Source organism: Ruegeria sp. AB10 (genome assembly GCF_056542745.1).
Genome location: NZ_JBQGAI010000005.1, coordinates 253,496 through 278,617 on the forward strand (window position 1 = coordinate 253,496; position 25,122 = coordinate 278,617).

Consider the following 25,122-nt stretch of genomic DNA (forward strand, 5'->3'; position numbering starts at 1 on the left):
CCGCGGCGTTTTCCTAAACCGGTCAACCCAATACGGAAAAACTGCTTTCCTCGTTGATCGGACGTTTGCGGGAATAGAAGCCCACATCGATCATCCGCTTGATATAGGGCAGTTCAAACTGCAGCGGCTGGGCATCGTGATCTGCCCCGCCCTCGCAATAGCCAATCAGGGCCGCCATCATCTTGCCCGCGATAGGCGCGTTCTTGTACTGGTTCCCGCTGGTGCCGCAGGCCATGTAGAACCCCGACAGGCTGGATTTGTCATAGATCGGAATCCAGTCGGTCGAGGCGTCATACAGGTCCACCACGCCACGGGTTTTGGACGGAATGCCAAGGCTGGGCACCCGCTGCGCGTAGCGCATGGCTTGCGTCGTCCATTGATCGGTGAAGTCGTGATTGTAGTGCACGTCATCCTCACACCACTGATGCGGATCGCATTCCGGATCTTCCGAACCGACCAGAATGTGATTCCCGTGCTCGGGGCGGCAGTAACAGGCGATGTCACTGTCCGACACGATGGTGCCGTCATTTTCGAAATCGAACCCTTCGGGCGCGGGGACGTGTACCACCTCCTGCCGCAGGGGGCGGGTTTCGATGGTCATATCCCCAAGCACGCCCGCCATCTTGTTGATGATCGCCGAGCCCGGCCCGGCCACATTCACCACGACCTTGGCGTGGATTTCCTCACCCGAGGCCAGTTTGACTCCGGCCACGCGCCCGCCTTCGGTCAGGATTTCGACCACCTCGGCGCCGGTGCGCAGCGCGGCCCCATGCTGTTTCGCCGCATCCATCAGGTTTTGCGCCGACAAGGCCGGATCGGTGACATAGCCCGCCTGAGGCCAATACACCCCACCCAGCATCTTGCGCCCGTTGGGCTGGCCAAACTCCGGGTCATCCATGCGGCGCGGCGGCGCGAAACTGTCCAGAGAATAGACCGGCAAGCGTTCGGTGATCTTTTCAGCCGACCATTCCTCGAACGGGCAGTCCAGATCGGCGCTGTTCTTCATGTGCTTTTCCAACATCCCGTTGGCGTCAGTTTTCATCACCAGGCATCCCGTCTCGCGGAACTGCGCCAGATTGGCATCGGCGGGCAGGCCCAGATATGCGCCCCAATCGCGCCAATAGTGATAGCCCTCCCACGCAAAAGCGGTGCCGTCGAAGGTCGAATAATGCATCCGGATGATCGCGCAGGACCCGGCGGTCGAGCCATGGCCGACCTGAGAATTGCGGTCCAGCGACAGGGTGTTCCAACCGGCCTTGGCCATTTCGAACGCGATGGCGGCACCGATGACGCCGGTGCCGATGATGATTGCGTCTGGTTGGCTCATTCTTTTGCTCCTTCCCAATAGCGCTTTGAATAGGCGCTGAATTCTTCGACTTCCTCGGGGCGGGGTTCGACTCCGGTGAATACGTAAAGATAGTGCGGCACCATCTGCAGCCGCGTCTCCATCGGCTCGTTCAGCTGGGCCAGATCATAACCGATCTGCATGTAATACAGCACGCGGGCACGGGTTTCGGCCTCGACCTCGGAATATCCAAAGCGCGCGAACATGGCGTGCAGCGCCTCGAGCCGGCGCGCGTCCGACTGATCCAGCGCGCGTCGCACCTTGCCCGATTTGCGCGCCCAGTCCCGCACGGCAAAATCCAGCGCCGTATCGAACAGATCCGTGTTCACCACGCAGCGATGCACATTGCAGACCGCTGCCGTGATGGTATCGGCCGGGGCCTCGGCCTGCGCGACCAATCCGGCCGTATTCGTGGCCTGCCAGCGGGACAGCAAAGCGTCCAGCAACTCTTGCCGGGACTTGAAGTACCAATAGAACGAGGACCGCGAGACCGCCATCCGCTCGGCCAGGCTCAGCACCTTGATCTGGTCCACCCCGTCCGAGATCAGCACATCCATCGCCACGTTCAGCCAATCATCACGCGTGACCTTGGTGTTGCCGACCAGAGGTTCAGCCTTGGGGTCGTCCCTGTGCAGGATCGGTTTGGTGTTCATTCAACTCTCCGGTGGCGCGCCGCCTTCGGCGGTACGGCGCGTGATGAAGTCCTGCAAGGCCCCCAGCCGGTCAGTGTCAACGGTGGGCGGCTTGAAGTCGTTCAGAATGCCCTTCCAGACACCGGTCGCGCGGTGATTGGCATCGACCGATCCGCGCTCGGCCCAGGTGCCGAAATTGGCATAGTCATGGACGTGCGGCTGGTAGAACTCGGTATTGTAGCGTTCCATCGTCTGGCTTGAGGCGAAGAAGTGCCCACCGGGTTCGACTTCGCGCAGGGCGGTGTCAAAGCCGATCTCGGCAGTTCCGGCCTGCGCCCCGGCGCAAAGCTCGGCGACCATGTTCAGCACCTCGGCATCGCAGACCAGCTTTTCGAAAGACACGGTCAGCCCGCCTTCGAGCCAACCGGCCGAGTGGATGATCACCGTCGCCCCCGCCATCAGACAGCCCCAGAGACCGAACTGGTTTTCGTTGGCGGCCTGCACATCGTTGATATTCGACGCTGACCCGGCTGCGGATCGCCAGGGCAGCCCCAGATGCCGCGCCAATTGCCCCGCCGCCAGCGACGCCTGAAAATGCGAGGGCGTGCCAAAGGCAGGCGCGCCCGATTTCATGTCCACATTGCTGGTGAAAGTCCCATAGCACACAGGCGCGCCGGGGTTGGTCAGTTGGGTCAGTGTCAACGCCGCCAGCGCTTCAGCATGGGACAGGGTAATTGCGCCTGCCGCCGTGATCGGCGCCATCGCACCCATCAGGGTAAAGGGCGTGATGATCGACATCTGACCGTGGCGCGCAAAGTCAATCAGGCCTTGCGCCATTGGGATATCCAGCGTCCGCGGGCTGTTGGTGTTGATGATCGTGTAACAATGCGCGTTGCCGCGGAATTCATCATCCGACAGCCCCCGCGCGGTGGACAGCATCTCAAAGCAATCCAACACCTGCGGCGTCCCGCGCGAGAAGAAGAACGGGAATTTGTCCGTCAGCTCCATCTGCGCCTGCGTCGTAAAGTAGTGACGCATATGGGTCGGCACGTCTTGCGGTTCGACCTGCGGCGAGATCATCTGGAACACGTCGAAATGATGCGTGAGCTTCAGGAAGTCCAGATAGTCCTGCCCGGTTGCGGGGCGGCGGCCCCGTTCCAGATCGGTCGCGTTTGGCGCCCCCGCCCCCGGCTGGAACACCAGACTGCCCAGTTCCAGCGTGAAGTCGCGATGGCGGGCACCCGCGCGGCAAGCGATCGACTTGGGTGCCGAAGCAACAGCCGCCTCGACCATATCGCGCCCGATGAAGACCATCTCGGTGCCTTCATCCACGCGCGCTCCGCCTGCGGCAAAGATTCGGCGGGCTTCGGGCAACAGAACCTTCACCCCCAACTCCTCAAGCGTGCGCAAGGATGTCTCGTGCATGTCCGCGATCTGATCCGCCGGAAACACTTCCATCTGCGGGAAGGGATTCCTGAGCTGGCGATAGTTCACGTCGCGCGTGGGCGGAGGCGCGGCCTCGGCCCCGCGCCGCCGCCTGCCGCGTTCAGAGGTTTGCGAGATCATCATCAACCCCTCATCGCCTTGCCTTGCGGATCGTATGGTGAGGGCGCAATCACCCGTGCGGGCCGTTCAACGCCAACCACATGCACAGTCAGTTCAGTACCCGGTTCGGCCTTGTCCCGGTTGACCAGCGCCATCGCCAGCGACTTGCCGGTGTAATGCCCGTAGCCACCCGAGGTCACAAAGCCCACACGGTCGTCGCCCGACCAGATCGGCTCATACCCGCTGGCATCCGCGTCCAGCGCGTCCACCTCAAGCGTCACCTGAACCTGCGCGGGTCCGTTGCCGTCTCGCTCGGCCAAGGCGGCTTCTTTTCCGACAAAGTCCTTGTCCCAGTCGATCCAACGATCCATCCCGGTCATGCCCGGTGTGTAAAGCTGGGTGAACTCCGCCGACCAAATACCAAAGCTCTTTTCCAACCGGGTCGAAAGCATCGCGTTGAAGCCACACTCGCGGATGCCCTCATCAGCACCCGCCTCAAGCAGCATCCGGCGCAGTTTGATGTGGTCGCCATAGCGGCAATTGATCTCATAGCCCTTTTCACCAGTCACCGACATGCGCGCGACGCGAGCACGCACCAAACCGATATCGAATTCGCCACACCCCATGAATTTTAGGCCCGAGATATCCTGTTCCGCCAGTTTCTCGACCACAGCCTGCGATTCAGGGCCAACCACGGCAAAGCCGCAATATTCCTCACCCAGATCACGGATATTGACGCCGTCGATCATGTGGTCATCGAACCACCGCATATGCCAGGCGCGCAGATAGTAGCTGCCCATGATCCACCACGTGCCGTCACCCCAGTTGAGCACGGTCAGGTCACCCTTGAGCCGCCCATTCTCACCCAGCATCGGGGCCAGCTTGGCGCGGCCTGGCGCGGGCAGTTTCGAGGCCATGACCTTGTCCAACCAAACTTCGGCATTCGGGCCGCTGACCTCAAACCGCGAAAAGCCCGAGATATCCAACAGGCCCACACCTTCGCGGATCACCTTGCACTCCTCAGCCACGATGTCATGCGCGTTCGAACGTTTCAGCGTCGGCGTTTCATCGAACCCCTTGGGCGCAAAGTACAGCGGCACCTCCAAATCCCAGCTGACGCCCCATTTGCATCCGGCCTCGGTCATCGCATCATGCGCCGGGGCCATTTTCAGCGGGCGGCCCGCCGGCAGCTGCTCATTCGGATAGGTCATCACGAAACGGCGCGAATAGAACTGGCCCGTCGTCTCGCGGATATAACGTTTGTTCTGCGCGAAGTCGCCATAGCGCGCCACATCCATCGGCCACGCGTCGGCCTCGGGCTCGCCATGGATCATCCACTCGGCCAGCGTCTTGCCAACGCCACCGCCCTGCAGGAAACCCGCCATCACAGCGCAGGCCGACCAATAGCCGGGCTTGCCGGGCACCGGGCCCACCAGAGGGTTACCATCGGGCGAGAATGTAAACGCGCCGTTCACCCATGTCTTGATGCCGACATTCTGGATTGACGGGTAGCGTTCAAAGCCCAGCATCAACTCGTTCTCGATCCGGTCGAGCTGTTCCTGAAACAACTCCTCACCATAGGTCCACGGCGCGCCGTCCATCGCCCAGTGTTCATGGTCCACCTCGTAGATACCGACCAAAACGCCCTTCTGGTCCTGCCGCATATAGGTGAACCCTTCGAGGTCCACGGTCATCGGCATCTCGAAATCGGCCTCGGCCACTTCGGGCACCGTATCAGTGATCAGATAATGGTGCTTCAGCGGCGAGACCGGCAGTTCGATGCCAGCCATCCGGCCCACCTGCTTGGCCCAGAGACCCGCCGCATTGACCACATGCTCACACGTAATGGTGCCCCGGTCGGTCACCACCTGCCAGCCATCTGCAGTCTGGATCAGTTCCTCGACCTTGGTTTCTTCGAAGTACTCCGCGCCGCGTTTCCTGGCTGCAGTCGCATAAGCCTGCACCGTGCCGGTTGTGTCGATATAGCCTTCGCGGTCTGCCCACATCGCACCCAGCACACCATCCGTGGACATGATCGGGCAGCGTTTCTGCGCCTCTTCCGGGGACAGCAACTCGCAATCGTCGATGCCGATGGATTGGAAAATGCGGTAATTCGCCTGCAACCACTCCCACCGTTCCGGTGTTCCCGCCAAAGTCAGGCCCCCTGTCATGTGCAGACCGATATTCTGACCGGATTCCTTTTCGATCTCGCTGAGCAGGTCGATTGTATAGGCCTGCAAGGACGCCATGTTGGGGTCAGCGTTCAGCGCGTGAATCCCCCCGGCCGCGTGCCACGAAGACCCCGAGGCCAGCCGCCGCCGTTCCAGCATGACCACATCCGACCAGCCGAACTTGGCCAGATGATACAGAACCGAGGCACCGACAACGCCGCCCCCTATGACCACAACGCGATACTGAGATTTCATCCTGCCCTCCGCCGCATGACACGCAGAGGACGCTAGACGCACTGTTCATATCTGTCTAGACATTTATGTCCAGTTCAAGCCAAGCATAGCCAGCATTGGGATTTCACCGTTTTAAAGCTGAGCACTGGCCCGTGCGGCGACCGTTTCGAACCACGCCAGCGTGGCCGAGTTTTCCTGTGGAATCCGCCGCTTGATCACGCGGGCGAAGTCGACAAAAACAAAGGCAGTGATATCGGCCAGGGTGAACTCCGGCCCCGCAAGATAGCGGCTGTCCGTCAACCGCTTTTCCAGCAGGTCAAAGAAATGCCCGACCCGCGCCGCACCGCGTTGCGCCAGTTCGGGAATCTGAGGGTGATTCTCGGGGCCCGGAATCGCGCGGTTGGCAAAGGCGGGGTGGGTGTTGCGCAGTGTCTCGGCAATCGGCAGGCCGCCGTGGTGCTCGACAATGCTGTTCCACATCAGGACCAGCCCCTTTTCGTCCGGGGTGCGCCCCATCAGTGGCGGCTCGGGAAATCGCGCTTCGAGATAAGCCGCAATACCGAGGTTTTCGGCCAGCACCGTGCCTTCATCGGTGACCAGAACCGGAAGGGTCGCGTTTGGGTTTACCGCCTTGAACGCGTTGCTCAGTTGTTCCCGCTTGGCGATCGAGATGTCGCGGGTTTCGATCTGCAGCCCTTTTTCCGCGATGAACATGCGGGCACGGCGCGGGTTCGGGGCGGTAGAGCAATCGTAAAACAGCATGAGACCCCCCTTTGCGTCAGCGGCGATAGATGAAGCACCGCCCCTCAACGGCGTCAGGCGGCAAGGGCAGTTCGGTCAGCGTATCGAAATACATCCGGTCGCTGGACACCATCAGCCCGCCCTTGGCCAGCAAGGGCTCGATCAGGGGTGAGACAAAGCGGGCGAAGGCATCGTTCTTTTCCCGGTTATGTCCGCCAAGATCGGCGTGGATCAAGCTTGCGGTCGCGCCGAAACGATCCAGCGCGGCGGGCAACGTCTCGCGCACGTCACCCAGAATCACGCGATCTTCGGGGGGCGTCGAATCCGGATGCGAGGCCACCGCGCGTTCGAACACATAGACAGGGCGGTTCTGCACGTATTGCACCATGTGATGATAGGTGCGCCCATTGCCCAACCCCAGCTCGAACACCGGCCCCGATATGCCACGCGTTTCGGCAATGGCGAAATCCAGACAGGCGCGTTGCGACACCATGCGGTCAATGAACAGATCCAGTCGGCTTTGATCGTCGGACACGGGGAAATTTCTCCTTGATACCAGTCGACTTGTCAGATGGGGCCGACTGGACGTTTGATGACAAATCCTCAAGACTTTGTGTAGGCAAATTGGTGTAAGTTTCACAATTCCGCGACATTTCACCCCAAGAACGGGTTTGACTAGCCCACACCAACCGCGCGAAACTGCGACAAAAAACACGGGGAGTTGATCAAGCGCATGCCGAGCTACGGCCCACCGGGTGGAGCACCCGCATGACGGCGTTGTTGTCCGTCCGCGATCTGAGCATTGGATTTGGCACGGGTGAGCCCGTTGTCAAAGGCGTCAATTTCGATGTCGAGGCCGGGCAGACGCTGGCCCTGGTCGGTGAATCCGGATCGGGCAAAACGATCTCATGCCGGGCGGCGCTGCGGATTTTGCCGCGCACGGCTCAGATACGCAGCGGTACAATTACGCTGAACGATTCCAAGGGCTCCGAAGAGCTGACCCGGATCAGCGAAAAGCAGATGCGCGGTATTCGCGGCAACCGCATTTCGATGATCTTTCAGGAGCCGATGCGATCCCTGTCGCCGCTGCACAAGATCGGCAATCAGGTCAGCGAGGTTCTGTGGCTGCACCGTGGCGCCTCCGAGGCGCAGGCCCGCAAAGAGGTGCTGACCCAGTTCGAGCGCGTGGGCTTTCCCGACCCCCAGCGCGCCTACGATTCCTACCCGTTCGAGTTGTCCGGCGGCATGCGCCAGCGCGCCATGATTGCGATGGCAATGGTGTCCAAGCCGGAATTGCTGATTGCGGATGAGCCGACCACCGCGCTTGACGTGACGACACAGGCGCAGGTGCTGGGCCTGATCAAAGAACTGCAGCGCGAGACCGGCATGGCCCTTATCCTGGTCACGCACGATCTGGGCGTGGTTGCCAATATGGCCGAGCAGGTCGTCGTCATGCACAAGGGCCGCGTGATGGAGGCCGGCGCCGCCGCCCCCATCCTGACTGCGCCCGCGCATCCCTATACGCAGCAGCTGTTCAATGCCGCGCCCGAGATTCCGGACGAGGATTCCGTTGGCATCCCCATGCCCGACGAAGACCTGATCCTGCAGATGAAGGGCGTGTCGAAAACCTACACCATGCGCTCCAGCAAGGGCTGGCAGGGCGATAAGCTGATCCATGCCTGCCGCGGCGTCGACCTGAATCTGGCGCGCGGCAAGACGCTGGCCATCGTCGGCGAAAGCGGGTCGGGCAAAACCACCGCAGCCCGTATCGCGCTAGGCGCCGAACCGCCCGATCGCGGCGGAGAGGTCTTGTTCCGGACGTCACCAGACGCCGACCCGATCACCGTGCACCATATGACCCGCGCCCAGCGCACCGCCTTTCAACGCAAGGCGCAGATGGTGTTTCAGGACCCGTACAGCTCACTCAGCCCCCGGATGCGCATTCAGGACGCGATGACCGAGCCGCTGGAGATTCACAATATCGGATCAACTTCGGAGCAGCGGGACAAGGCGGCCGAGATGTTGCAACGGGTCGGGCTGAACGCCGACATGCTGAAACGCTATCCACACGCTTTCTCCGGTGGTCAGCGTCAGCGCCTGTCGATTGCACGCGCCATGATGCTGGACCCGCAACTGATCGTCTGCGACGAGCCGACCTCGGCGCTGGATGTCTCGGTGCAGGAACAGATCCTGACGCTGCTTGAGAATCTGCAGGACAGCCTGAACCTGTCCTATTTCTTCATCTCGCACGACCTTGCCGTCGTGGCGCGCATCGCCGACGAAGTTGCCGTGATGCGCCGGGGGCTGGTGGTTGAACAGGCCCCGCCCGAAACGCTTTTCTATAATCCCCGCCACCCCTATACCAAGGCGCTGATTGCCGCTCAGCCAGAACCTGACATCAACCGCCCCATCGACCTGAAACTGGTTGCTTTGGGCGCAGGTTCGCCAGACAGTTGGGATGACGCCTTCCGATTTACCGACTCCGTGATACCTTCATTGGTAGAGATGGAGCCCGGCCATAAGGTAAGATGCCATGTTTAAGACCACTCGCCCCTTGTTTCTGGCTGCCACGCTGGCCGCCGCATGGATGCTGCCCGCCACGGCGGACACCCCCACCCCTGTGGAAGGAGAATTCTGGGCCACCGAAGTAAAGGCCGGGCATCTGCCCCCCATTCAGGACCGCCTTCCGGACGAGCCTTTGGTGGTCGATCTGGCTGCCAAGGGGCGTGAGTTCGGGACCCCGGGCGGCACGCTGCGCACCATGGTCACCCGGTCCAAGGACATCCGCCAGATGGTTGTCTATGGCTATGCCCGGTTGGTGGGGTTCAACGAGAATTACGAACTGGTGCCGGACCTGCTGGAGTCATACGAAAGCGAAGACAATCGCAAGTTCACGCTGCATCTGCGCGAAGGACATAAATGGTCGGACGGGTCACCCTTCACCGCCGAGGATTTCCGCTATTGGTGGGAGGATGTGGCCAATAACGAGCTTCTCAGCCCCTCAGGCCCGCCGGATTTCCTGATCGTCGAGGGCAAGCTGCCCACCGTGTCCTTTCCCGACGAAACCACCGTTGTTTATGAATGGGAAGACCCGAACCCCGACTTCCTGCAATCGCTGGCGCAGGCACGTCCGCCCTTCATCTACCGGCCCGCCGCGTTTCTGAAAGCATACCACGAACAATATGCCGACACCGAAGAGCTTGCTTTTCTGGTCAGCGATGCCCGTGTCAAAAGCTGGGCGGCACTGCATAACAAGCTGGACAACCTTTACAAATACGACAACCACGAGCTGCCGACGCTGCAGCCCTGGCTGAACGCCAGTTCGGGCAAGAAGATTCGGCATAATTTCGTCCGCAACCCCTATTACCACCGCATCGACAGCAACGGCGTGCAACTGCCCTATATCGACGTGGTCGAGATGGAGATCGTTGCCCCCGGTCTGGTTGCCGCCAAGGCCAATGCCGGTGAAGCCGACTTGCAGGGGCGCGGGCTGGCGTTCCGCGATGCCTCGATCCTGAAAAAGGGCGAAGAGGTCGGCAACTACAAGACCCGCCTGTGGAAGACCGGAGTTGCGTCGCAGATTGCGATCTATCCGAACCTGAACTTTGCCGATGACGGCTGGCGCGAGGTGCTGCGCGATGTACGCGTGCGCCGCGCCCTGTCGCTGGCCATCGACCGCAAGACGATCAACCAGGCGCTCTATTTCAAACTGGCTCATCCGGGGGCCATGTCGGTTTTGCCCGCGTCCCCGTTCTATAGCGAGGAAAACGCACAGGCTTGGGCCCAGTTCGATATCGAACAGGCCAACGCCCTGCTGGATGAGGTCGGTCTGACCCAACGCAACAAGAACGGCATCCGCCTGCTGCCCGATGGCCGCCCGATGGAGCTGATCATCGAAACCGCCGGTGAGCGGCAAGAGGTCGAGAACGCGTTGCAGATCGTCACCGACACCTGGCGCGAGATCGGTATCGATCTGGTGATGCGTCCGCTGGACCGGGACATCCTGCGCAACCGTGTGTTTGCGGGCAACACCATGGCCTCGGTCTGGTTCGGCTGGGATGACGGTATCCCGCAGGCCCATACCTCGCCTGCCTATCTGGCACCAACCGATCAGGTGTTTCTGGCCTGGCCCAAATGGGGTCAGTATTACCAGACCGGCGGCGATGTGGGCGAAGCGCCCGACATGCCCGAGGCCGAACGCCTGATGCAATTGGCCCATGATTGGGAGGTCGCCACCACCGATGACGAACGTAAGGCGGTCTGGACCGAGATGCTGAACATCCACGCCGACCAGCTTTTTGCCATCGGCATCCTGAACGGCGCGCCGCAGCCGATCGTGGTTTCGAACCGTCTGCGCAACGTGCCGGAACAGGCCATGTGGGCGTGGGAGCCCGGCGCGCATTTCGGCATTCACCGGCCGGACGAATTCTTCTTCGCCGACTGAGCAGGAGCAGCTAAATGGTCATGCTGCGCTATGCAGTCTATCGCTTTTTCACGATGCTGCTGACGCTGCTGGTGGTGTCGGTTCTGATCTTCGTGATCATCAACCTGCCGCCCGGAGACTACCTCAGCAACCAGATCGCCGAATTGCAGGCATCGGGCCAGTCCGCCGGTGTGGCCAAGGCCGAGTTTCTGCGCACGGAATACGCGCTGGACCGCCCGATTTGGGAGCAATACCTGATCTGGATGGGTTTCTGGCCCGGCCCGCACGGGTTCGAGGGGTTGCTGCAAGGCAACTATGGCTGGTCCTTCGAGTTCGACCGCCCCGTGGCCGAGATCGTGGGCGATACGCTGTGGCTGACCGTAGTGGTCAATCTGGCGGCGATCCTGTTTGTCTATGCGGTGGCGCTGCCCCTGGGTGTGATTGCTGCGGCGCGGTCGCGGACGTGGATCGACTACACCTCGGCCTTTGTGGGGTATCTGGGGCTGGCGACGCCGAACTTTCTGCTGGCGCTGATCCTGTTCTACTACGGCCACCGCTATTTCAACCTGCCCATCGGCGGCCTGATGGACCCGGTTTACGAAGGCCTGCCGATGAGCTGGGACAAATTCAAATCCATCCTTGTCCACCTGATCGTTCCGACCTTTGTGATCGGCACGTCCGGCGCCTCGGCGATGATGCAGCGTCTGCGGGCCAATATGCTGGATGAACTGGGCAAACCTTACGTGGAAACCGCCATCGCCAAGGGCATGGCCCCGTCGCGGATGCTGACAAAATACCCGCTGCGCGTGGCCTTCAACCCGTTCGTGGCCGATATCGGCAACCTTCTGCCCTCGATGGTGTCCGGCTCGGTTCTGGTCTCGGTGGTTCTGGGCCTGCAGACCATCGGCCCAACCCTGCTGACGGCGCTGAAAACGCAAGATCAGTTCCTGTCCGCCTTCATCCTGATGTTCGTGGCGCTGCTGACCCTGATCGGCACCATGATATCCGACATCCTGCTGGTCATGCTCGACCCGCGCATCCGGTACGAGGGGCGCGAAGCATGACCCAACGCCCTGACGACCGATATGTTGACGATGCCCCTTATGACCCGGATGTCGCCCTGCAACAGCTTGAGCGCGCCGATCTGGACGCGCCCAACTGGGTGTTGGTCTGGCGCAAGTTCCGCACCCACAAGCTTGGCCTGATCTCGGGCATTTTCCTGCTGCTGTGCTACCTGATGTTGCCCTTTGCGGGGTTCATTGCGCCTTATGGTCCGAATGAACGGAACGGAGAGCACCTTTATGCCCCACCGCAAAGCATCAGCTGGTTCCACGAGGGCGAATTCATCGGCCCCCACGTCTATCCGATTGTGGCCGAGGCCGATCTTGAGACATTCCAATGGAAATTTGTCCCCGACTTGGAGGACCCCCGCGCGATCAAGTTCTTCTGTGAAGGGGCTGAATACAAACTCGCCGGCCTGATCAAGTCGGACACCCACCTGTTCTGCGCGCCCGAAGGGGCGACGCTGTTCCTGTGGGGCTCGGATCGTCTGGGCCGGGACGTCTTCAGCCGCATCCTCTATGGCGCGCAGCTGTCGCTGACCGTGGGTCTGATCGGCATCACCGTGTCTTTCGTTCTGGGCATCTTTTTCGGTTCGATAGCCGGGTACTTCGGCGGCAAGATCGACTGGGTCATCAACCGCGTGATCGAAGTTCTGCGTTCACTGCCGGAACTGCCCCTGTGGCTGGCCCTGTCAGCTGCGGTACCGTCGAACTGGAGCCCGGTGGCGGTGTTCTTCATCATCTCGATCATCCTTGGCATCCTCGACTGGCCCGGCCTCGCCCGCTCTGTGCGCGCCAAATTCCTGTCGCTGCGCGAAGAGGAATACGTGCGCGCGGCCGAGATGATGGGCGCAAGCTCGGGCCGGGTGATCCGCAAGCATCTGTTGCCGAACTTCATGTCTCACCTTATCGCCTCGGCCACCTTGTCGATCCCGGCGATGATCCTTGGGGAAACCGCGCTCAGCTTCCTGGGTCTGGGCTTGCGGGCACCGGCGGTCAGTTGGGGTGTGATGCTGAACGACGCGCAGAATCTGGCTTCGATCGAGATTTACCCGTGGACGGCCATCCCGATGCTGCCGATCATCGTTGTCGTACTGGCCTTCAACTTCCTCGGTGACGGTCTGCGCGACAGTCTGGACCCCTACCAGCAATGAGCCTGTTTTCCGCCCTTCCCGCCGCTGACAGCTATACGACAACCGGCAAGGGTGCGCGGCCCAGCGCGTTTGCCGTATCGGAGCTGGCCACGGCCAGCTTTGCCGCCGTTGGTCAGGAACTGGCACGTCTCGTGGCTGCTCTGAACCTTGCACCCACCGCGCCCGAGATTTCGGTCGACCACCGGCTAGCCTCGCTCTGGTACGGGTTTTCGTTCAAGCCGGATGGTTGGGAGATGCCCAGCCTCTGGGATGCCGTGGCGGGGGATTATCAGGCCTTGGACGGCTGGATCAGGCTGCACACCAACCTGCCGCGCCACAAGGCGGCAGCGCTAAAGGTTCTGAGTGTTCAGGGCAATCGGGACGCCGTGGCACAAGCCTTGAAAGAGTGGTCGATCTCTGATCTGGAAACCGCGATTGTGGCCGAGGGCGGCGTTGCTGCCGCCATGCGCAGCCGCGCGGAATGGCTGGAACATCCACAGGGGCGTTCTGTGTCCCGCGACCCGCTTATCGGCTGGCAGAACCCAAGGCACATCACGCTGCGCGACCGCCCGCAGGCCACGGCCAGCCGCCCCTTGGCAGGCCTGCGTGTTCTGGACCTGACGCGAGTGCTGGCAGGGCCGGTCTCAACCCGAACACTGGCGGGATTTGGCGCCGATGTTCTGCGTATCGACCCGCCCGGATGGGACGAACCCGGCGTCATCCCGGATATTTCTCTGGGCAAGCACTGCGCCTATCTGAACCTGAAATCGCCCGACGGCGTGAAAAAACTGCAGGACCTGCTTGCGCAGGCGGATGTCTTCGTCCACGGCTACCGGCCCGGTGCGCTGGATGCGCTTGGCCTGACCAAGATCAAACGCGATGAGCTGGCGCCAAACCGGGTCGAGGTCACCCTGAACGCCTATGGCTGGCAGGGTCCGTGGTCCACCAGACGCGGCTTTGACAGTCTCGTGCAGATGAGTGCAGGGATCGCGGATGCGGGCCGTGCCTGGGCCAAGGCCGACAAGCCGACACCGCTGCCGGTGCAGGCGCTGGACCACGCGACGGGCTACCTGATGGCCGCGGCCGTCTTGTCCGCACTGGCCGAGGCTGCCTCTGGCAACTCCATCATGCTGGCCCAACTGTCACTAGCCCGAACGGCAGAGTTGCTGGCCGCACTGGCCAAAACCGAAGCCGACAGCGACATTACGGGCGCATCGCCCGCCGACTATTCGCAAAAGCCCGAAGAGTCGGGTTGGGGAACAGGCCACCGCCTGAAACCCGCTTTGACCGTTGGTGCCGCGCAGATGTCCTGGCCCTTGCCCGCCGCGAAACTGGGCACCTCCCAACCGGTCTGGCCATCGCTGCTCACCTGACGCCCCCGCCGCGCGGCACGCGCGGCTTGGCCCAACGCTTTGGGTGGCGTCTCGTCAGAGACGCAATCCAAAGGGGCGGGAGCCGCCCCTAGCGGTCATCGCCCCCGGGGCCGATATCGTCCAGATAGTCCTCGTCTATCGCAGCCTGCACCGCGCCGGTCACCGCTTCACGTTGTTTCGGCGAAAGATCTTCCTGCTCCTTGCCCTCGGCCAGACGCACGGTGACCTCGCGATGCGCAAACTTGATGCCTTCGCGCGCGAACAGTTCCCGGATGTCCTGATACACCTTCTTGCGCACCAACCATTGATCACCGGGCTTGGTCATGAATTTGACCCGGATGATCATCGCGGAATCCTGCATCTCGATCACACCCTGCGATTTCAGCGGCTGGATAAAGTTCTCACCGATCACCGGATCGCTCAGCAATTCCTGCCCCAGTTTCTTGATCAGTTTGCGCACCTTCTCGACATCCGTGTCGTAGGTCACGCGCAGCGGCAGCTTCATGATCACCCAGTCGCGGGAATAGTTGGTCAGCACCTTGATCTCACCAAACGGGATCGTGTTCAGCGCGCCCAGATGGTGGCGCAGCTGGAACGACCGGACCGAGATCTTCTCGACCGTCCCCTTCACATCGCCAATATCGATATATTCCCCTTTTCGGAACGCATCATCCAACAGGAAGAACGCACCCGAAAAGATGTCCCGCACCAACGTCTGCGATCCGAAGCCGACGGCCAGACCCACCACGCCGGCGCCCGCAAACAGCGGGCTGACATTGATACCCAACTCCATCAGCACGATCAGAACGATGGTGACAACGACCACCGCCAGGATCGCTCCGCGGAACAGCGGCAGCAGCGTGGCCAGACGGCTTTGTCCGCCTTCCCCACCTTCATCACCCAGTTCCGCCTCTTCACCGCCATCGTCGATCTCTTCGGCGATTTTCGTGTCGATCCAGATGCGGAAAAAGTGGAACAGGATGTAGCCGATGAACAGGATGACCATCACGTCCAAAGCCCGCCCGACCGGCAGATCCTCGCTCCAGCTGGCTTCGGGGTTCCAGATCACGACAAGGGCGTAGAGGCCAACCACAAAGGCCAGAATGCCAGCCACACGACGGGCCAGATCCTCATAGGTTAGCATGCTGTGCCTGCGGACCTCGGCCTCGATGGTTTCCACCGGTTCGCCGACCTCTTCCGGGGCCTCGTCTTCGGCGTTCATCTCCTCGATCTGGCGGTTGCGGTCGAAGTAACGCTCAAGCAGGTAGTTCATCGCCCCATAGGCCACGACCACCGACATGAAGATCGCATAGCTGCTGGCCACGATCGGCAACGAGTTCTCGTTCTCCAGCACCAGATCGACCGCCAGTTTGAACCAGCTGAATACGATGTAGACGATCAGAACAGGCGCCCATGCGAAGGAGATGAAGCGCACGATCCACGACACCTCATCCGGTGCCCGTCCACCGCGTATGGCGTTGGAAATGGCGCGGGCATTGAACAGGATCATCAGAACATTGCCCAGCGCGCCGAACATGGTCAGGCTGCCATAGACCATGGCATAGACGTTATAGTTGAGCCCGAAATCCGCCACCCAGGTCGCAAACAGCACCACCGAAATGTCATAGGTCGCAAGCGCCGAGGCCCAGAAATACAGCCGTTTCGCATCCCGGTCGGAAAAGGGCGGCAGGCGATATTGGCTCAGGTAAGGCGACAGCACCATGCGCCACAGGTCGGACACCGTGCGCGACAGAAAAAACGCCGTAAAAATCGCCGTAACCGTGAACTGGATCGAGATATCCTCGGCCTCACCAAAGAACAGGTACCCCACGATCAGGGCCATGAGCATCGCAAAGACGGTGGCACCGATCCCCATGAAGAACCGGAACACCAGAAACGGCATCTTTTCGCGATAGCCTTGCGGATTTTCCTTGGACCGCGCCACAACCAGCTTTTTGGCCATGCGCTTGCCGTAAATCTCGGTGGACAGCCAGCGCCCCATCAGCAAAAGCAGAATATTCAACAGCAGGACCTCGACATAGGTCTGAATGCGGCCGTCGGGGCTGGTCTGGCGCAGGATGTACTGCACTTCGAAGATCGAATAGGGCAACGCCTGCAGGCGCGATTCCATGGACTCGCGGAATTTCGAGAACCTCTCCTGCGCCTTCATCAACTGCGAGCCTTCGGCCATCGGATCATGGGGTTCATCCGCTGCGGCGCCGGCATCGCCTGAGGACACGACCTGCCCCGCGCTGTCGATGACGATCACGCTGGCGCCGGCCTCGGTCGCGGCGCGTATCGCTGCGGCCAGATCGCTCTCGGTGCTTGTGTCGGCCTCGGAACCCGAATTGTATCCCGGGATCAAAGACGTCTGCGCCGACGCTCCGGTGACAAAGGCCGCTGCAAATGCCCAGATCAGCAGGACCATTCCAGCAAGAAGTTTGAGTTTCATCGAGTTATTCGCCCAATCCGAGTGATGCTCCACAGGTTACCGAAGCTCCTGAGTGTATTCAAATATTCAGCCTTTCTCTTCCCAAGATCGTGTCATTTCGTGTTCCCGCTGCAATGCTGGCGACTTGGGTGTTTGCAACCTTGAAAAAACTGAATATGACCAACCCGGTAAACCGGAAGGAATGGCGGCATCAGGGCTTGGATAGGTCCGCAAAGCCAAAAGCGCCGAATGTTGCCATTTCGCAATGCTTGTCGAATTTGCACAATATCGTCACCCCCTTTGGCAAGCGGCGGCAAAGAATATACGGTAACGGGTGTAAACGCGCGGATTTGCACCGAGAAACACGACAGGCGAAGGCATGAGCCTAGGAATACAAAACGACACCACCGGCCGGGCGCCGCGCATCCTTTTCTACAGCCACGATACGTTCGGATTGGGGCATCTGCGCAGGTCGCGCGCCTTGGCCGCGGCCATCACGCAGGCCAACCCCGAAGCGTCCGCTCTGATCCTGACCGGGTCCCCGGTGGCCGGTCGTTTCACCTTTCCGCGCCGGGTCGACCATGTACGCCTGCCGGGCGTGACCAAACGCGCGGACGGGTCCTATGCGGCCCGGACAATCGGCATGGGGATCGAAGAAGTGACCGAGCTGCGTGCGGGCCTGATTCAAACTGCCGTACAGCAATTCGAGCCCGACATGCTGGTCGTTGATAAGGAACCCACCGGCTTTCGCGGCGAGCTTTTGCCAACGCTGGAAAGCCTGCTGCATTCACAGCGTACCAAGCTGGTTCTGGGTCTGCGCGACGTGCTGGACGAGCCCGAGGTTCTGGCCGCCGAGTGGGATCGGAAAGAGGCCTTGGCCGCGACCGAGCGTTTTTATGACGAAATCTGGGTTTATGGGCTGCGCTCGATCTATGACCCGACGCAAGGCCTGCCGCTCAGCCACGCGGCGCAGTCGCGCATTCACTGGACGGGCTACCTGCGCCGCGATCTCGGCCCAGTCGGAGAGCCGCCCGAACAACCCTATATCCTGATCACGCCGGGTGGCGGCGGTGACGGCAAGGCGATGGTGAACCTTGTTCTTTCGGCCTATGAAAAAGACCCGACCCTGTCGCCGCGCGCAGTGCTGGTCTATGGCCCCTTCCTGTCCGGCGAGCTGCGCGAAGACTTCGAGACCCGCGTTGCCGCACTGAACGGGCAGGTGACCGCCGTTGGCTTTGAATCCCAGATCGAAACACTGTTTGCCGGGGCCGCTGGGGTGGTCTGCATGGGCGGCTACAACACGTTCTGCGAAGTGCTCTCGTTCGACAAACGTGCCGTCATCGTGCCCCGTACGACACCGCGGCTGGAACAGTGGATACGTGCCTCGCGCGCCGAAGGTCTGGGCCTTGTCCGGATGCTGGACGAAACCCGCGACGGTCTGACACCCGATGCGATGATACAGGCGATCCGCAGCCTGCCCAACCTGCCGCTGCCATCGCAGGCGATCCAAAGCGGTCTGCTGGACGGGCTGGACTATGTCACCGACCGGGTCGACGCCCTGCTGAGCCGGGAACAGGAACGGGCCACCGGATGACAGCGCCCCAGCCGAAACTGGCGGTGCTGGTCAAGGGATGGCCGCGCCTGTCCGAGACGTTCATCGCGCAGGAACTCGTCGCCCTACAAGAGGCCGGGCACAGCTTTGACATCTGGTCCCTGCGCCACCCGACCGATGTAAAACGGCATCCGCTGCATGACCGGTTCCGGGGGCAGGTGCGGTATCTGCCCGAATACCTGTACGAAGAACCCCGGCGCGTCTGGGCCGCGCGCCAGGTGGCGCAGGCGCTGCCCGGATATGCCGAGGCTTACCGGGTCTGGCGCGCCGATCTGCGCCGTGATCCGACCCATAACCGCATCCGCCGCTTTGGTCAGGCCTGTGTTCTGGCCGCTGAGTTACCCGAGGCGACGCGGGTGATGTACGCCCATTTCATGCACACCCCCTCTTCGGTCGCGCGCTACGCCGCCATCATGCGCGGCCTGCCGTGGAGCTTTTCGGCCCATGCCAAGGACATCTGGACCTCACCCGATTGGGAAAAGGCCGAGAAATTGCAGGCACAGACCCATGGCGCGGCTTTTGGCGCGACCTGCACCGCCATCGGGGCCGAGCACCTGCGCGGCCTGGCCGACGATCCGGCGCGGGTTGATCTGATCTATCACGGGCTGGACCTGGCCCGTTTTCCCGCGCCGCCGGACCGCGACCAGCGCAGCCCGGACGCGCCGTTTCACATGTTGTCCGTCGGTCGCCTGGTCGAGAAAAAGGGCTTTGACCGCCTGATCGATGCCTTCGCCATGCTGCCGGACACGCTGGACTGGCACTGGACCCATATCGGCGGCGGCACACTCGGCGACTCCCTGCGCGCGCGGGCCGAGGCTGCGGGCGTGGCGCATCGGATCACATGGAAAGGCGCCTGTGACCAGCCCGAAGTGATCGCCGCGATGCGCGCGTCCGACCTGTTCGTGCTGCCCAGCCGGATCGCCGCTGACGGGGATCGCGACGGGCTGCCCAACGTGCTGATGGAGGCGGCGTCGCAACTGTTGCCGATCCTGTCGACGCCAGTGTCGGCCATTCCCGAGTTTATCGAAACTGGCGTCCAAGGCATCTTGTCAGACGACGACCCAGCCGCGCTGGCCTTGGCCATCACCAACATGGCCGCAGCGCCCGGGCAAACCGCATCGATGGCCAATGCCGCCTATGACCGCCTGATCGCCGAATTCCGCATGGACCCCGGCATTGCCCGACTGTCCGAACGGCTGCGCGCTCTGGGTGCGGACACGGTCTGATGGCAAGAATCGCCTTTTACACGCCCATGAAAACGCCCGACAGTCCGGTGCCGTCGGGCGACCGCGAGATGGCGCGCAATCTGATGCAGGCGATTGGGGCACAGGGGGATATGGTCGAGCTGGCCTCGCGGTTGCGCATCTATGACAAATCCGGGGACGCGCAGCTGCAAGCTGCCTTGCGCACCGAAGCCGACGCCGAGGTTCAACGTTTGATCGACGACCTGCCAGCGGACACGGCGCTGTGGGTGACCTATCACAACTACTACAAGGCACCGGACCTGCTGGGCCCACGCGTCTGCAAGGCGCGGAATATCCCTTACGTCCAGTTGGAAAGCACCCGCGCAACCAGCCGTCTGAACGGCCCCTGGGCCGGGTTTGCGAAGGCCGCGCATGACGCCTGCGACACGGCGCAGGTGATCTTCTACCACACCGCCAACGATCTGATCACGCTGGAACGGGAACGGTACGGGGAACAGCACCTTGTGGAACTGCCCCCTTTCCTGCCCCTGTCGGGCCTGCCGCCCGCCTCGACCTGCGGTGGCCCGATGCTGACGGTGGGCATGATGCGCCACGGCGACAAGCTGGCCTCCTATACCCTCCTTGCGCAGACGCTTGCGCTCCTGCCCGGAGACTGGGCACTGAACATCGCGGGCGACGGCCCTGCCCGATCCGAGGTTGAGGCGCTGATGGCCCCGTTCGGCCCAAAGGTCCGGTTTCTGGGGCAATGCGACCGCGACGCCCTGCAAGCGCTTTATGCGGAGGCTTCCGTCCTGGTCTGGCCCGGCGTCAACGAAGCCTATGGCATGATCTATCTTGAGGCGCAGGCCAGCGGCGTTCCGGTCGTCGCACAGAACCGGCCCGGTGTGCGGGATGTGCTGACCCCGTCCGAGTACCCGTCGGTTGAGGCAGGGCCAGAGGGGCTGGTCGCAACGCTTCACACTTTGTTGGGTGACATGAACCTCCGCCTTTCGATGGGGGCCGAAGCCCGAGAACGGATAGCGGATCGCCACCTGATGCCGACAGCCACCAGCCGGTTCTGGCAGGCCGTTCGCCCGCTGCTGGAGGCCGCCCGATGACCCGTCTGGCCTTATTGCGACACGGACATACACATTGGAACCGCGCTGGCCGCATTCAGGGTCGCAGTGACATCCCGCTGGATGATGAGGCCCGGGCCGAACTGGCATCCACGCGCCTGCCTGCGGAATGGGACGGCGCGGTGCTCTGGTCCAGCCCCTTGCAGCGGGCCAGTGAAACCGCCCGTCTGGTGGCGGGGCGCGAGCCGCTGACCTCGGACGCGCTGACCGAGATGAACTGGGGCGAATGGGAGGGTCTGCGTGGGGTAGATCTGATTGCCGACCCCAACAGCGGCTATCGCCACATAGAGGACTGGGGATGGGAGTACCGCCCGCCGAAAGGCGAAACCCCGGCCCAAGTGTGGAAGCGACTGCAGCCCTGGCTGGACGGGTTGACGGGCAACACGGTTGCGGTCTGCCATATTGGCATCATGCGGGTTATCCTGGCCCGCGCCTGGGGTTGGGATTTCGACGGCCCCGCGCCCTTTAAAATCAAGCGCAACCGCCTGTATATCGTTGACATGTCGAACATGACGCCCCTGCCCGATCCCATTCGCCTGATCAGACCCGAGGCTTCCTCATGAAGATCATGATCGTCGTCACGCACCTGTTGGGCACCGGGCATCTGAGCCGCGCCCTGACGCTGGGCCGGGCCTTTCTGCGCGCGGGGCATGAGACTTTTGTCGTCTCGGGCGGGATGCCTGCGCCGCAGTTGGACAGTTCCGGCATGACCCTACTGGGGCTGCCACCGCTTCGTTCGGATGGCACCGATTTCACCCGGTTGCTGACCCAAAGTGGTGACGTTGCGGACACCACCTATCTGGCGGCCCGCGAATCCGCACTGGTCGAAGCCGTTCGGAGTTTTGCGCCGGACATTCTGATCACCGAGTTGTTCCCCTTTGGCCGCCGATCATTGGCCTCTGAGTTCACCGCAGCGTTGGAAGCAGCCCGCGCCCTGCCGCGCGGCCCGGTTGTTCTGGGATCGATCAGGGACATTCTCGCGCCGCCATCGAAACCCTCGAAAGCGGAACGCGCGGAAGGGATCGTGTACCAGCACTATGACGGCATCCTCGTCCATTCCGACCCCGGCGTTGTTCCGCTGGAGGTCAGCTGGCCAGTGACCGACCGGCTGCGCGAGCGGTTGTTCTATACCGGCTTTGTCGCCCCCGAGGCCCCTGCGCCACACCCCGACACCCTGGGCAAAGGTGAGATTCTGGTCAGCGCGGGTGGTGGATCGGTGGGCCAGCCGATCTTTCGCGCGGCCATCGAGGCCGCCCGAAAGATGCCCAACAGGCGCTGGCGCCTGTTGGTGGGCGGGCAGGACGCACCCGCGCGCATTGATCAATTGCAACAGTTGGTCGGCGATGCTTTGGTGACCATAGAACCGGTGCGCCCCGATTTCCGGCAGATGCTGCCCCTTGCCGCGGCTTCGGTCAGCATGTGCGGCTACAACACCGCGCTGGATATCCTGCAATCGGGGACGCCTGCCGTGTTTGTGCCGTTCGACGATGGCAAGGAGGTTGAGCAGGGCCTGCGCGGTCAGAGCCTCTCGGACCTGCCCGCCATCGAGGTGTTGCCCAGCAAGAAGCTTGAGGGTGCAGCTTTGGCGCAGGCTGTTGCGGCGGTCATATCCGAGGGCCCCCGCCCAGTTTCCGCCGACGGCTTTGACGGGGCCGCCAGATCGGTTGAGATCGCATGTTCCTTGAGGGGGCAGGCATGATCATAGACTGGCGCCCTTTGGAAACCGAGTTGGACATCTGGCAGACGCAGGGTCTGACCCTGCCCTTGTGGTGGCGGGACGACGATGCGGTATCAGTGACGCCGCAGCTTGAGACGTTATCAGAGCTGTCCCGGTCTCTCGGCCTGCCTGTCCATCTTGCGATCATCCCTCGTGATGCCGATACCGGATTGGTGGAATATATCGGGGACCATGCGATGCTGATCCCGATTGTGCATGGCTGGGCGCATAAAAACCACGCGCCACCAGAGGAAAAGAAGTCCGAATTCCGGTTGCACAGGCCGATGCCGGGTATCGTTGCCGATGCGCGGGCGGGGTTCGAACGGTTGCACACGCTGTTCGGAGACAGGCTGTGTCCGATCTTCGTCCCTCCGTGGAACCGGGTCGCGCTCGAAGTTGTGCGCGAATTGCCGAGTCTGGGTTACCGCGTTGTCTCAACTGCTACGCCGCGCAAGGCGAGATTGCCCGCGCCCGGGCTGGAGCAGATGAACACCCATCTGGACCCGATCGACTGGCGGGGGACGCGAGGGCTGGTTGCGCCGGACATGTTGATCGCCCAAACAACAGACCTTTTGCGGGACCGGCGCCAAGTGCGAGCCGACAACACCGAACCTTTTGGCGTTTTGACCCACCATCTGGTCCATGATCCCGACATCTGGACCTTTACCGAAGGCCTGCTACGCAGGCTTCTGGACGGCCCCGGTTTTACCTGGGCCTTGCCAGCCAACACATCAACCGGAGACCCCGAATGAGCCGACTGGATTCCATGCTGCGCCGCCTGACCGCGCAACGCGACGGGCTGAACTGGGCCGTTGCTCAGATCAGCGAGATGGAGGGCGACGTTCTGGACATGGGGCTGGGCAACGGTCGCACCTATGATCACCTGCGGGAGATTCTGCCAAAACGGCGCATCTGGGTGATGGACCGGGTGCTGCAATGCCACCCCTCCAGCACCCCTCCGGCCGAGGATTTTTTGCAGGGTGAGGCAGAGCCCATGCTGGAGAAACTGGCCGCTGGCGGGGCCAGGATCGCGCTGGCGCATTACGATTTCGGTCGCGGCATCAAGGAAGAGGACGTGGCCGAAGCGGCACGCCTCAGCCCTCTGATCGCGCAGGTGATGCGGCCCGGCGGATTGCTGATTTCAGGACAACCTCTGGTGGGCTTCGAACAGATCAGCGGTCCGGACACCATCGCGCCGGACCGTTACCTTTTCTACCGCGCCTGATCAGGCCACACGTCGCCCGCGTGACCAGACTCCGTTCAGCGCGGGCGCGCCTTCACGTATGCGAAAGCGGATGATGTCGGCGCGCGCGCCTTGGCGTAGCTCGCCGCGATCTTCCAGCCCGACAACGCGCGCGGGGCTCTGGGTCACCGTCCGCAGACCGCGCGCCATGTCGCCCCATCTCTCACCCAGACGTGTCGCCGACAACAGCAGCGCGGCCGGAACGTAGTCCGAGGACAGAATGTCGAGATGGCCCAGATCAGCCAGCTCATGCGCGGCCACGTTGCCGGAATGCGAGCCGCCCCTGATCACGTTGGGTGCCCCCATCATCACTTTGATGCCGTGGTCATGGCAGGCCCGGGCAGCCTCGACCGTGGTGGGGAATTCGGCCAGATGAATACCGTGACCGGCGGACACGGCCACCTGTTCCTGCGTGGTATCATCATGGCTGGCCAGCATCGCACCAAAGCGCCGGGCAGCCTTGACCGTTTCAACCTCATGCCGGTCACCATACCGATCCCGCAGCGCCTTGAGCTGCGCGACATGCTGCAGAAAGTCGTCGTCGGTCATGCCGTGCTTGCCCTTCATGTAGGCTTCAAGCTGCGACATATTCCGGAACTGCCGCTGCCCCGGCGTATGATCCATCAGTGACACAAGCCCGACGCGATCTTCGGGCCCGAACTCATCCAATTCAGCCACCAGCGTTTCCGAACACACCTCGGCCCGCAGGTGCAGAAAATGGCTGATCTTCAGCGCATCCTGTTCGCGCAACTGCCACAACTCGCGCGACAGTTCGCGGGCATATTTCTTGTAGCGGTTGCCGCTGGGGATCGAACCGATGCGCATCGCGTCGAAGACCGTCGTGATCCCGGTGCTGGCCAGTTCGGCATCATGGGCCAGGATCGCCGCCGCATGAGGCCAGTCGACCTTGGGGCGCGGCTGGATGTGACGCTCAAGATTGTCCGTATGCAGTTCGACCAATCCGGGGCTGACGTAATCACCACCACAATCCACTGCGCCTGTCGGAATCGCGGTGCCTGTGGCGACCTCGGTAATGGTTTCGCCCATAATCCGCACGCTGCCCGTAACGGTCTCATCCGGCAGGACCAGCGTGGCATTGGCAAGGATCATTTCTTCTGTCATCTGAACTTCACACGGTCTG

The 25,122-nt window shown here is 62.1% G+C and carries 20 protein-coding genes; 12 read left to right on the plus strand and 8 right to left on the minus strand.

All coding sequences use genetic code 11. From position 1 onward, the window contains the following. Positions 1-22 precede the first annotated feature (22 nt). From ACR0NT_RS12640 to ACR0NT_RS12665, 6 genes are all read right to left on the minus strand, one after another. A complete protein-coding gene (locus ACR0NT_RS12640) occupies positions 23-1,327 on the minus strand; it encodes an FAD-dependent oxidoreductase (RefSeq protein WP_170672396.1) in 1,305 nt (434 codons plus the stop codon). Then, positions 1,324-1,998, minus strand: a complete 675-nt coding sequence (locus tag ACR0NT_RS12645; RefSeq protein ID WP_170445679.1) for a TetR/AcrR family transcriptional regulator — start codon at positions 1,996-1,998, stop codon at positions 1,324-1,326. Before ACR0NT_RS12645 ends, ACR0NT_RS12640 begins: the two co-directional genes overlap by 4 nt. Then, the gene (locus ACR0NT_RS12650; RefSeq protein ID WP_480443176.1) at positions 1,999-3,543 is read right to left on the minus strand and encodes a trimethylamine methyltransferase family protein; all 1,545 of its coding nucleotides are present in this window, start codon (positions 3,541-3,543) and stop codon (positions 1,999-2,001) included. 2 nt (positions 3,544-3,545) lie between these two features. Next, the gene (locus tag ACR0NT_RS12655) at positions 3,546-5,948 is read right to left on the minus strand and encodes a GcvT family protein (RefSeq protein ID WP_170672398.1); all 2,403 of its coding nucleotides are present in this window, start codon (positions 5,946-5,948) and stop codon (positions 3,546-3,548) included. 111 nt (positions 5,949-6,059) lie between these two features. After that, positions 6,060-6,689, minus strand: a complete 630-nt coding sequence (locus ACR0NT_RS12660) for a glutathione S-transferase (RefSeq protein ID WP_170672400.1) — start codon at positions 6,687-6,689, stop codon at positions 6,060-6,062. Positions 6,690-6,705: 16 nt separating this feature from the next. After that, on the minus strand, positions 6,706-7,203 hold the full coding sequence (locus ACR0NT_RS12665) for a class I SAM-dependent methyltransferase (protein ID WP_170672402.1): 498 nt from the start codon (positions 7,201-7,203) through the stop codon (positions 6,706-6,708). A 233-nt stretch (positions 7,204-7,436) separates the two neighbouring features. Between ACR0NT_RS12665 and ACR0NT_RS12670 the strand changes: the two genes are divergently transcribed. The 5 genes from ACR0NT_RS12670 to ACR0NT_RS12690 are packed head-to-tail and all read left to right on the plus strand — an operon-like array spanning position 7,437 to position 14,658. Then, a complete protein-coding gene (locus tag ACR0NT_RS12670; protein WP_170445692.1) occupies positions 7,437-9,209 on the plus strand; it encodes an ABC transporter ATP-binding protein in 1,773 nt (590 codons plus the stop codon). Further along, the gene (locus tag ACR0NT_RS12675) at positions 9,202-11,112 is read left to right on the plus strand and encodes an ABC transporter substrate-binding protein (RefSeq protein ID WP_170672404.1); all 1,911 of its coding nucleotides are present in this window, start codon (positions 9,202-9,204) and stop codon (positions 11,110-11,112) included. Before ACR0NT_RS12670 ends, ACR0NT_RS12675 begins: the two co-directional genes overlap by 8 nt. Positions 11,113-11,126: 14 nt before the next feature. Continuing rightward, entirely contained in the window at positions 11,127-12,155 is a 1,029-nt protein-coding gene (locus ACR0NT_RS12680) for an ABC transporter permease (protein ID WP_170332988.1), read from the plus strand. Beyond that, entirely contained in the window at positions 12,152-13,306 is a 1,155-nt protein-coding gene (locus tag ACR0NT_RS12685; RefSeq protein WP_170445697.1) for an ABC transporter permease, read from the plus strand. Before ACR0NT_RS12680 ends, ACR0NT_RS12685 begins: the two co-directional genes overlap by 4 nt. After that, positions 13,303-14,658, plus strand: a complete 1,356-nt coding sequence (locus tag ACR0NT_RS12690; RefSeq protein ID WP_170672406.1) for a CoA transferase — start codon at positions 13,303-13,305, stop codon at positions 14,656-14,658. Before ACR0NT_RS12685 ends, ACR0NT_RS12690 begins: the two co-directional genes overlap by 4 nt. 88 nt (positions 14,659-14,746) lie before the next feature. Here ACR0NT_RS12690 and ACR0NT_RS12695 read toward each other — a convergent pair whose 3' ends face one another. Continuing rightward, positions 14,747-17,110: a mechanosensitive ion channel family protein gene (locus ACR0NT_RS12695; protein ID WP_170672407.1), complete on the minus strand. Its 2,364-nt coding sequence runs from the start codon at positions 17,108-17,110 to the stop codon at positions 14,747-14,749. A gap of 358 nt (positions 17,111-17,468) precedes the next feature. On the opposite strand from ACR0NT_RS12695, the gene ACR0NT_RS12700 reads away from it, so the two are divergent. The 7 genes from ACR0NT_RS12700 to ACR0NT_RS12730 are packed head-to-tail and all read left to right on the plus strand — an operon-like array spanning position 17,469 to position 23,963. Further along, on the plus strand, positions 17,469-18,683 hold the full coding sequence (locus ACR0NT_RS12700; RefSeq protein WP_170672409.1) for a hypothetical protein: 1,215 nt from the start codon (positions 17,469-17,471) through the stop codon (positions 18,681-18,683). Further along, the gene (locus ACR0NT_RS12705) at positions 18,680-19,927 is read left to right on the plus strand and encodes a glycosyltransferase family 4 protein (protein WP_170672411.1); all 1,248 of its coding nucleotides are present in this window, start codon (positions 18,680-18,682) and stop codon (positions 19,925-19,927) included. Before ACR0NT_RS12700 ends, ACR0NT_RS12705 begins: the two co-directional genes overlap by 4 nt. Next, positions 19,927-21,003 (plus strand): glycosyltransferase family 4 protein, encoded by a 1,077-nt coding sequence (locus ACR0NT_RS12710; RefSeq protein ID WP_170672413.1) that lies wholly within the window; start codon positions 19,927-19,929, stop codon positions 21,001-21,003. Before ACR0NT_RS12705 ends, ACR0NT_RS12710 begins: the two co-directional genes overlap by 1 nt. Continuing rightward, complete coding sequence (locus ACR0NT_RS12715; RefSeq protein ID WP_170445717.1) at positions 21,000-21,584, plus strand: histidine phosphatase family protein; 585 nt, start codon at positions 21,000-21,002, stop codon at positions 21,582-21,584. The genes ACR0NT_RS12710 and ACR0NT_RS12715 overlap by 4 nt, the downstream gene beginning before the upstream one ends. Then, on the plus strand, positions 21,581-22,720 hold the full coding sequence (locus ACR0NT_RS12720; protein ID WP_170672415.1) for a glycosyltransferase: 1,140 nt from the start codon (positions 21,581-21,583) through the stop codon (positions 22,718-22,720). The genes ACR0NT_RS12715 and ACR0NT_RS12720 overlap by 4 nt, the downstream gene beginning before the upstream one ends. Beyond that, positions 22,717-23,490 (plus strand): polysaccharide deacetylase family protein, encoded by a 774-nt coding sequence (locus ACR0NT_RS12725; RefSeq protein WP_170445723.1) that lies wholly within the window; start codon positions 22,717-22,719, stop codon positions 23,488-23,490. The genes ACR0NT_RS12720 and ACR0NT_RS12725 overlap by 4 nt, the downstream gene beginning before the upstream one ends. Then, positions 23,487-23,963, plus strand: a complete 477-nt coding sequence (locus ACR0NT_RS12730; protein WP_170445726.1) for a class I SAM-dependent methyltransferase — start codon at positions 23,487-23,489, stop codon at positions 23,961-23,963. The genes ACR0NT_RS12725 and ACR0NT_RS12730 overlap by 4 nt, the downstream gene beginning before the upstream one ends. Here the strand turns inward: ACR0NT_RS12730 and ACR0NT_RS12735 are convergent, their stop codons facing one another. Continuing rightward, entirely contained in the window at positions 23,964-25,103 is a 1,140-nt protein-coding gene (locus ACR0NT_RS12735; RefSeq protein WP_170445729.1) for an alpha-D-ribose 1-methylphosphonate 5-triphosphate diphosphatase, read from the minus strand. Between the last annotated feature and the right edge of the window lie 19 nt (positions 25,104-25,122).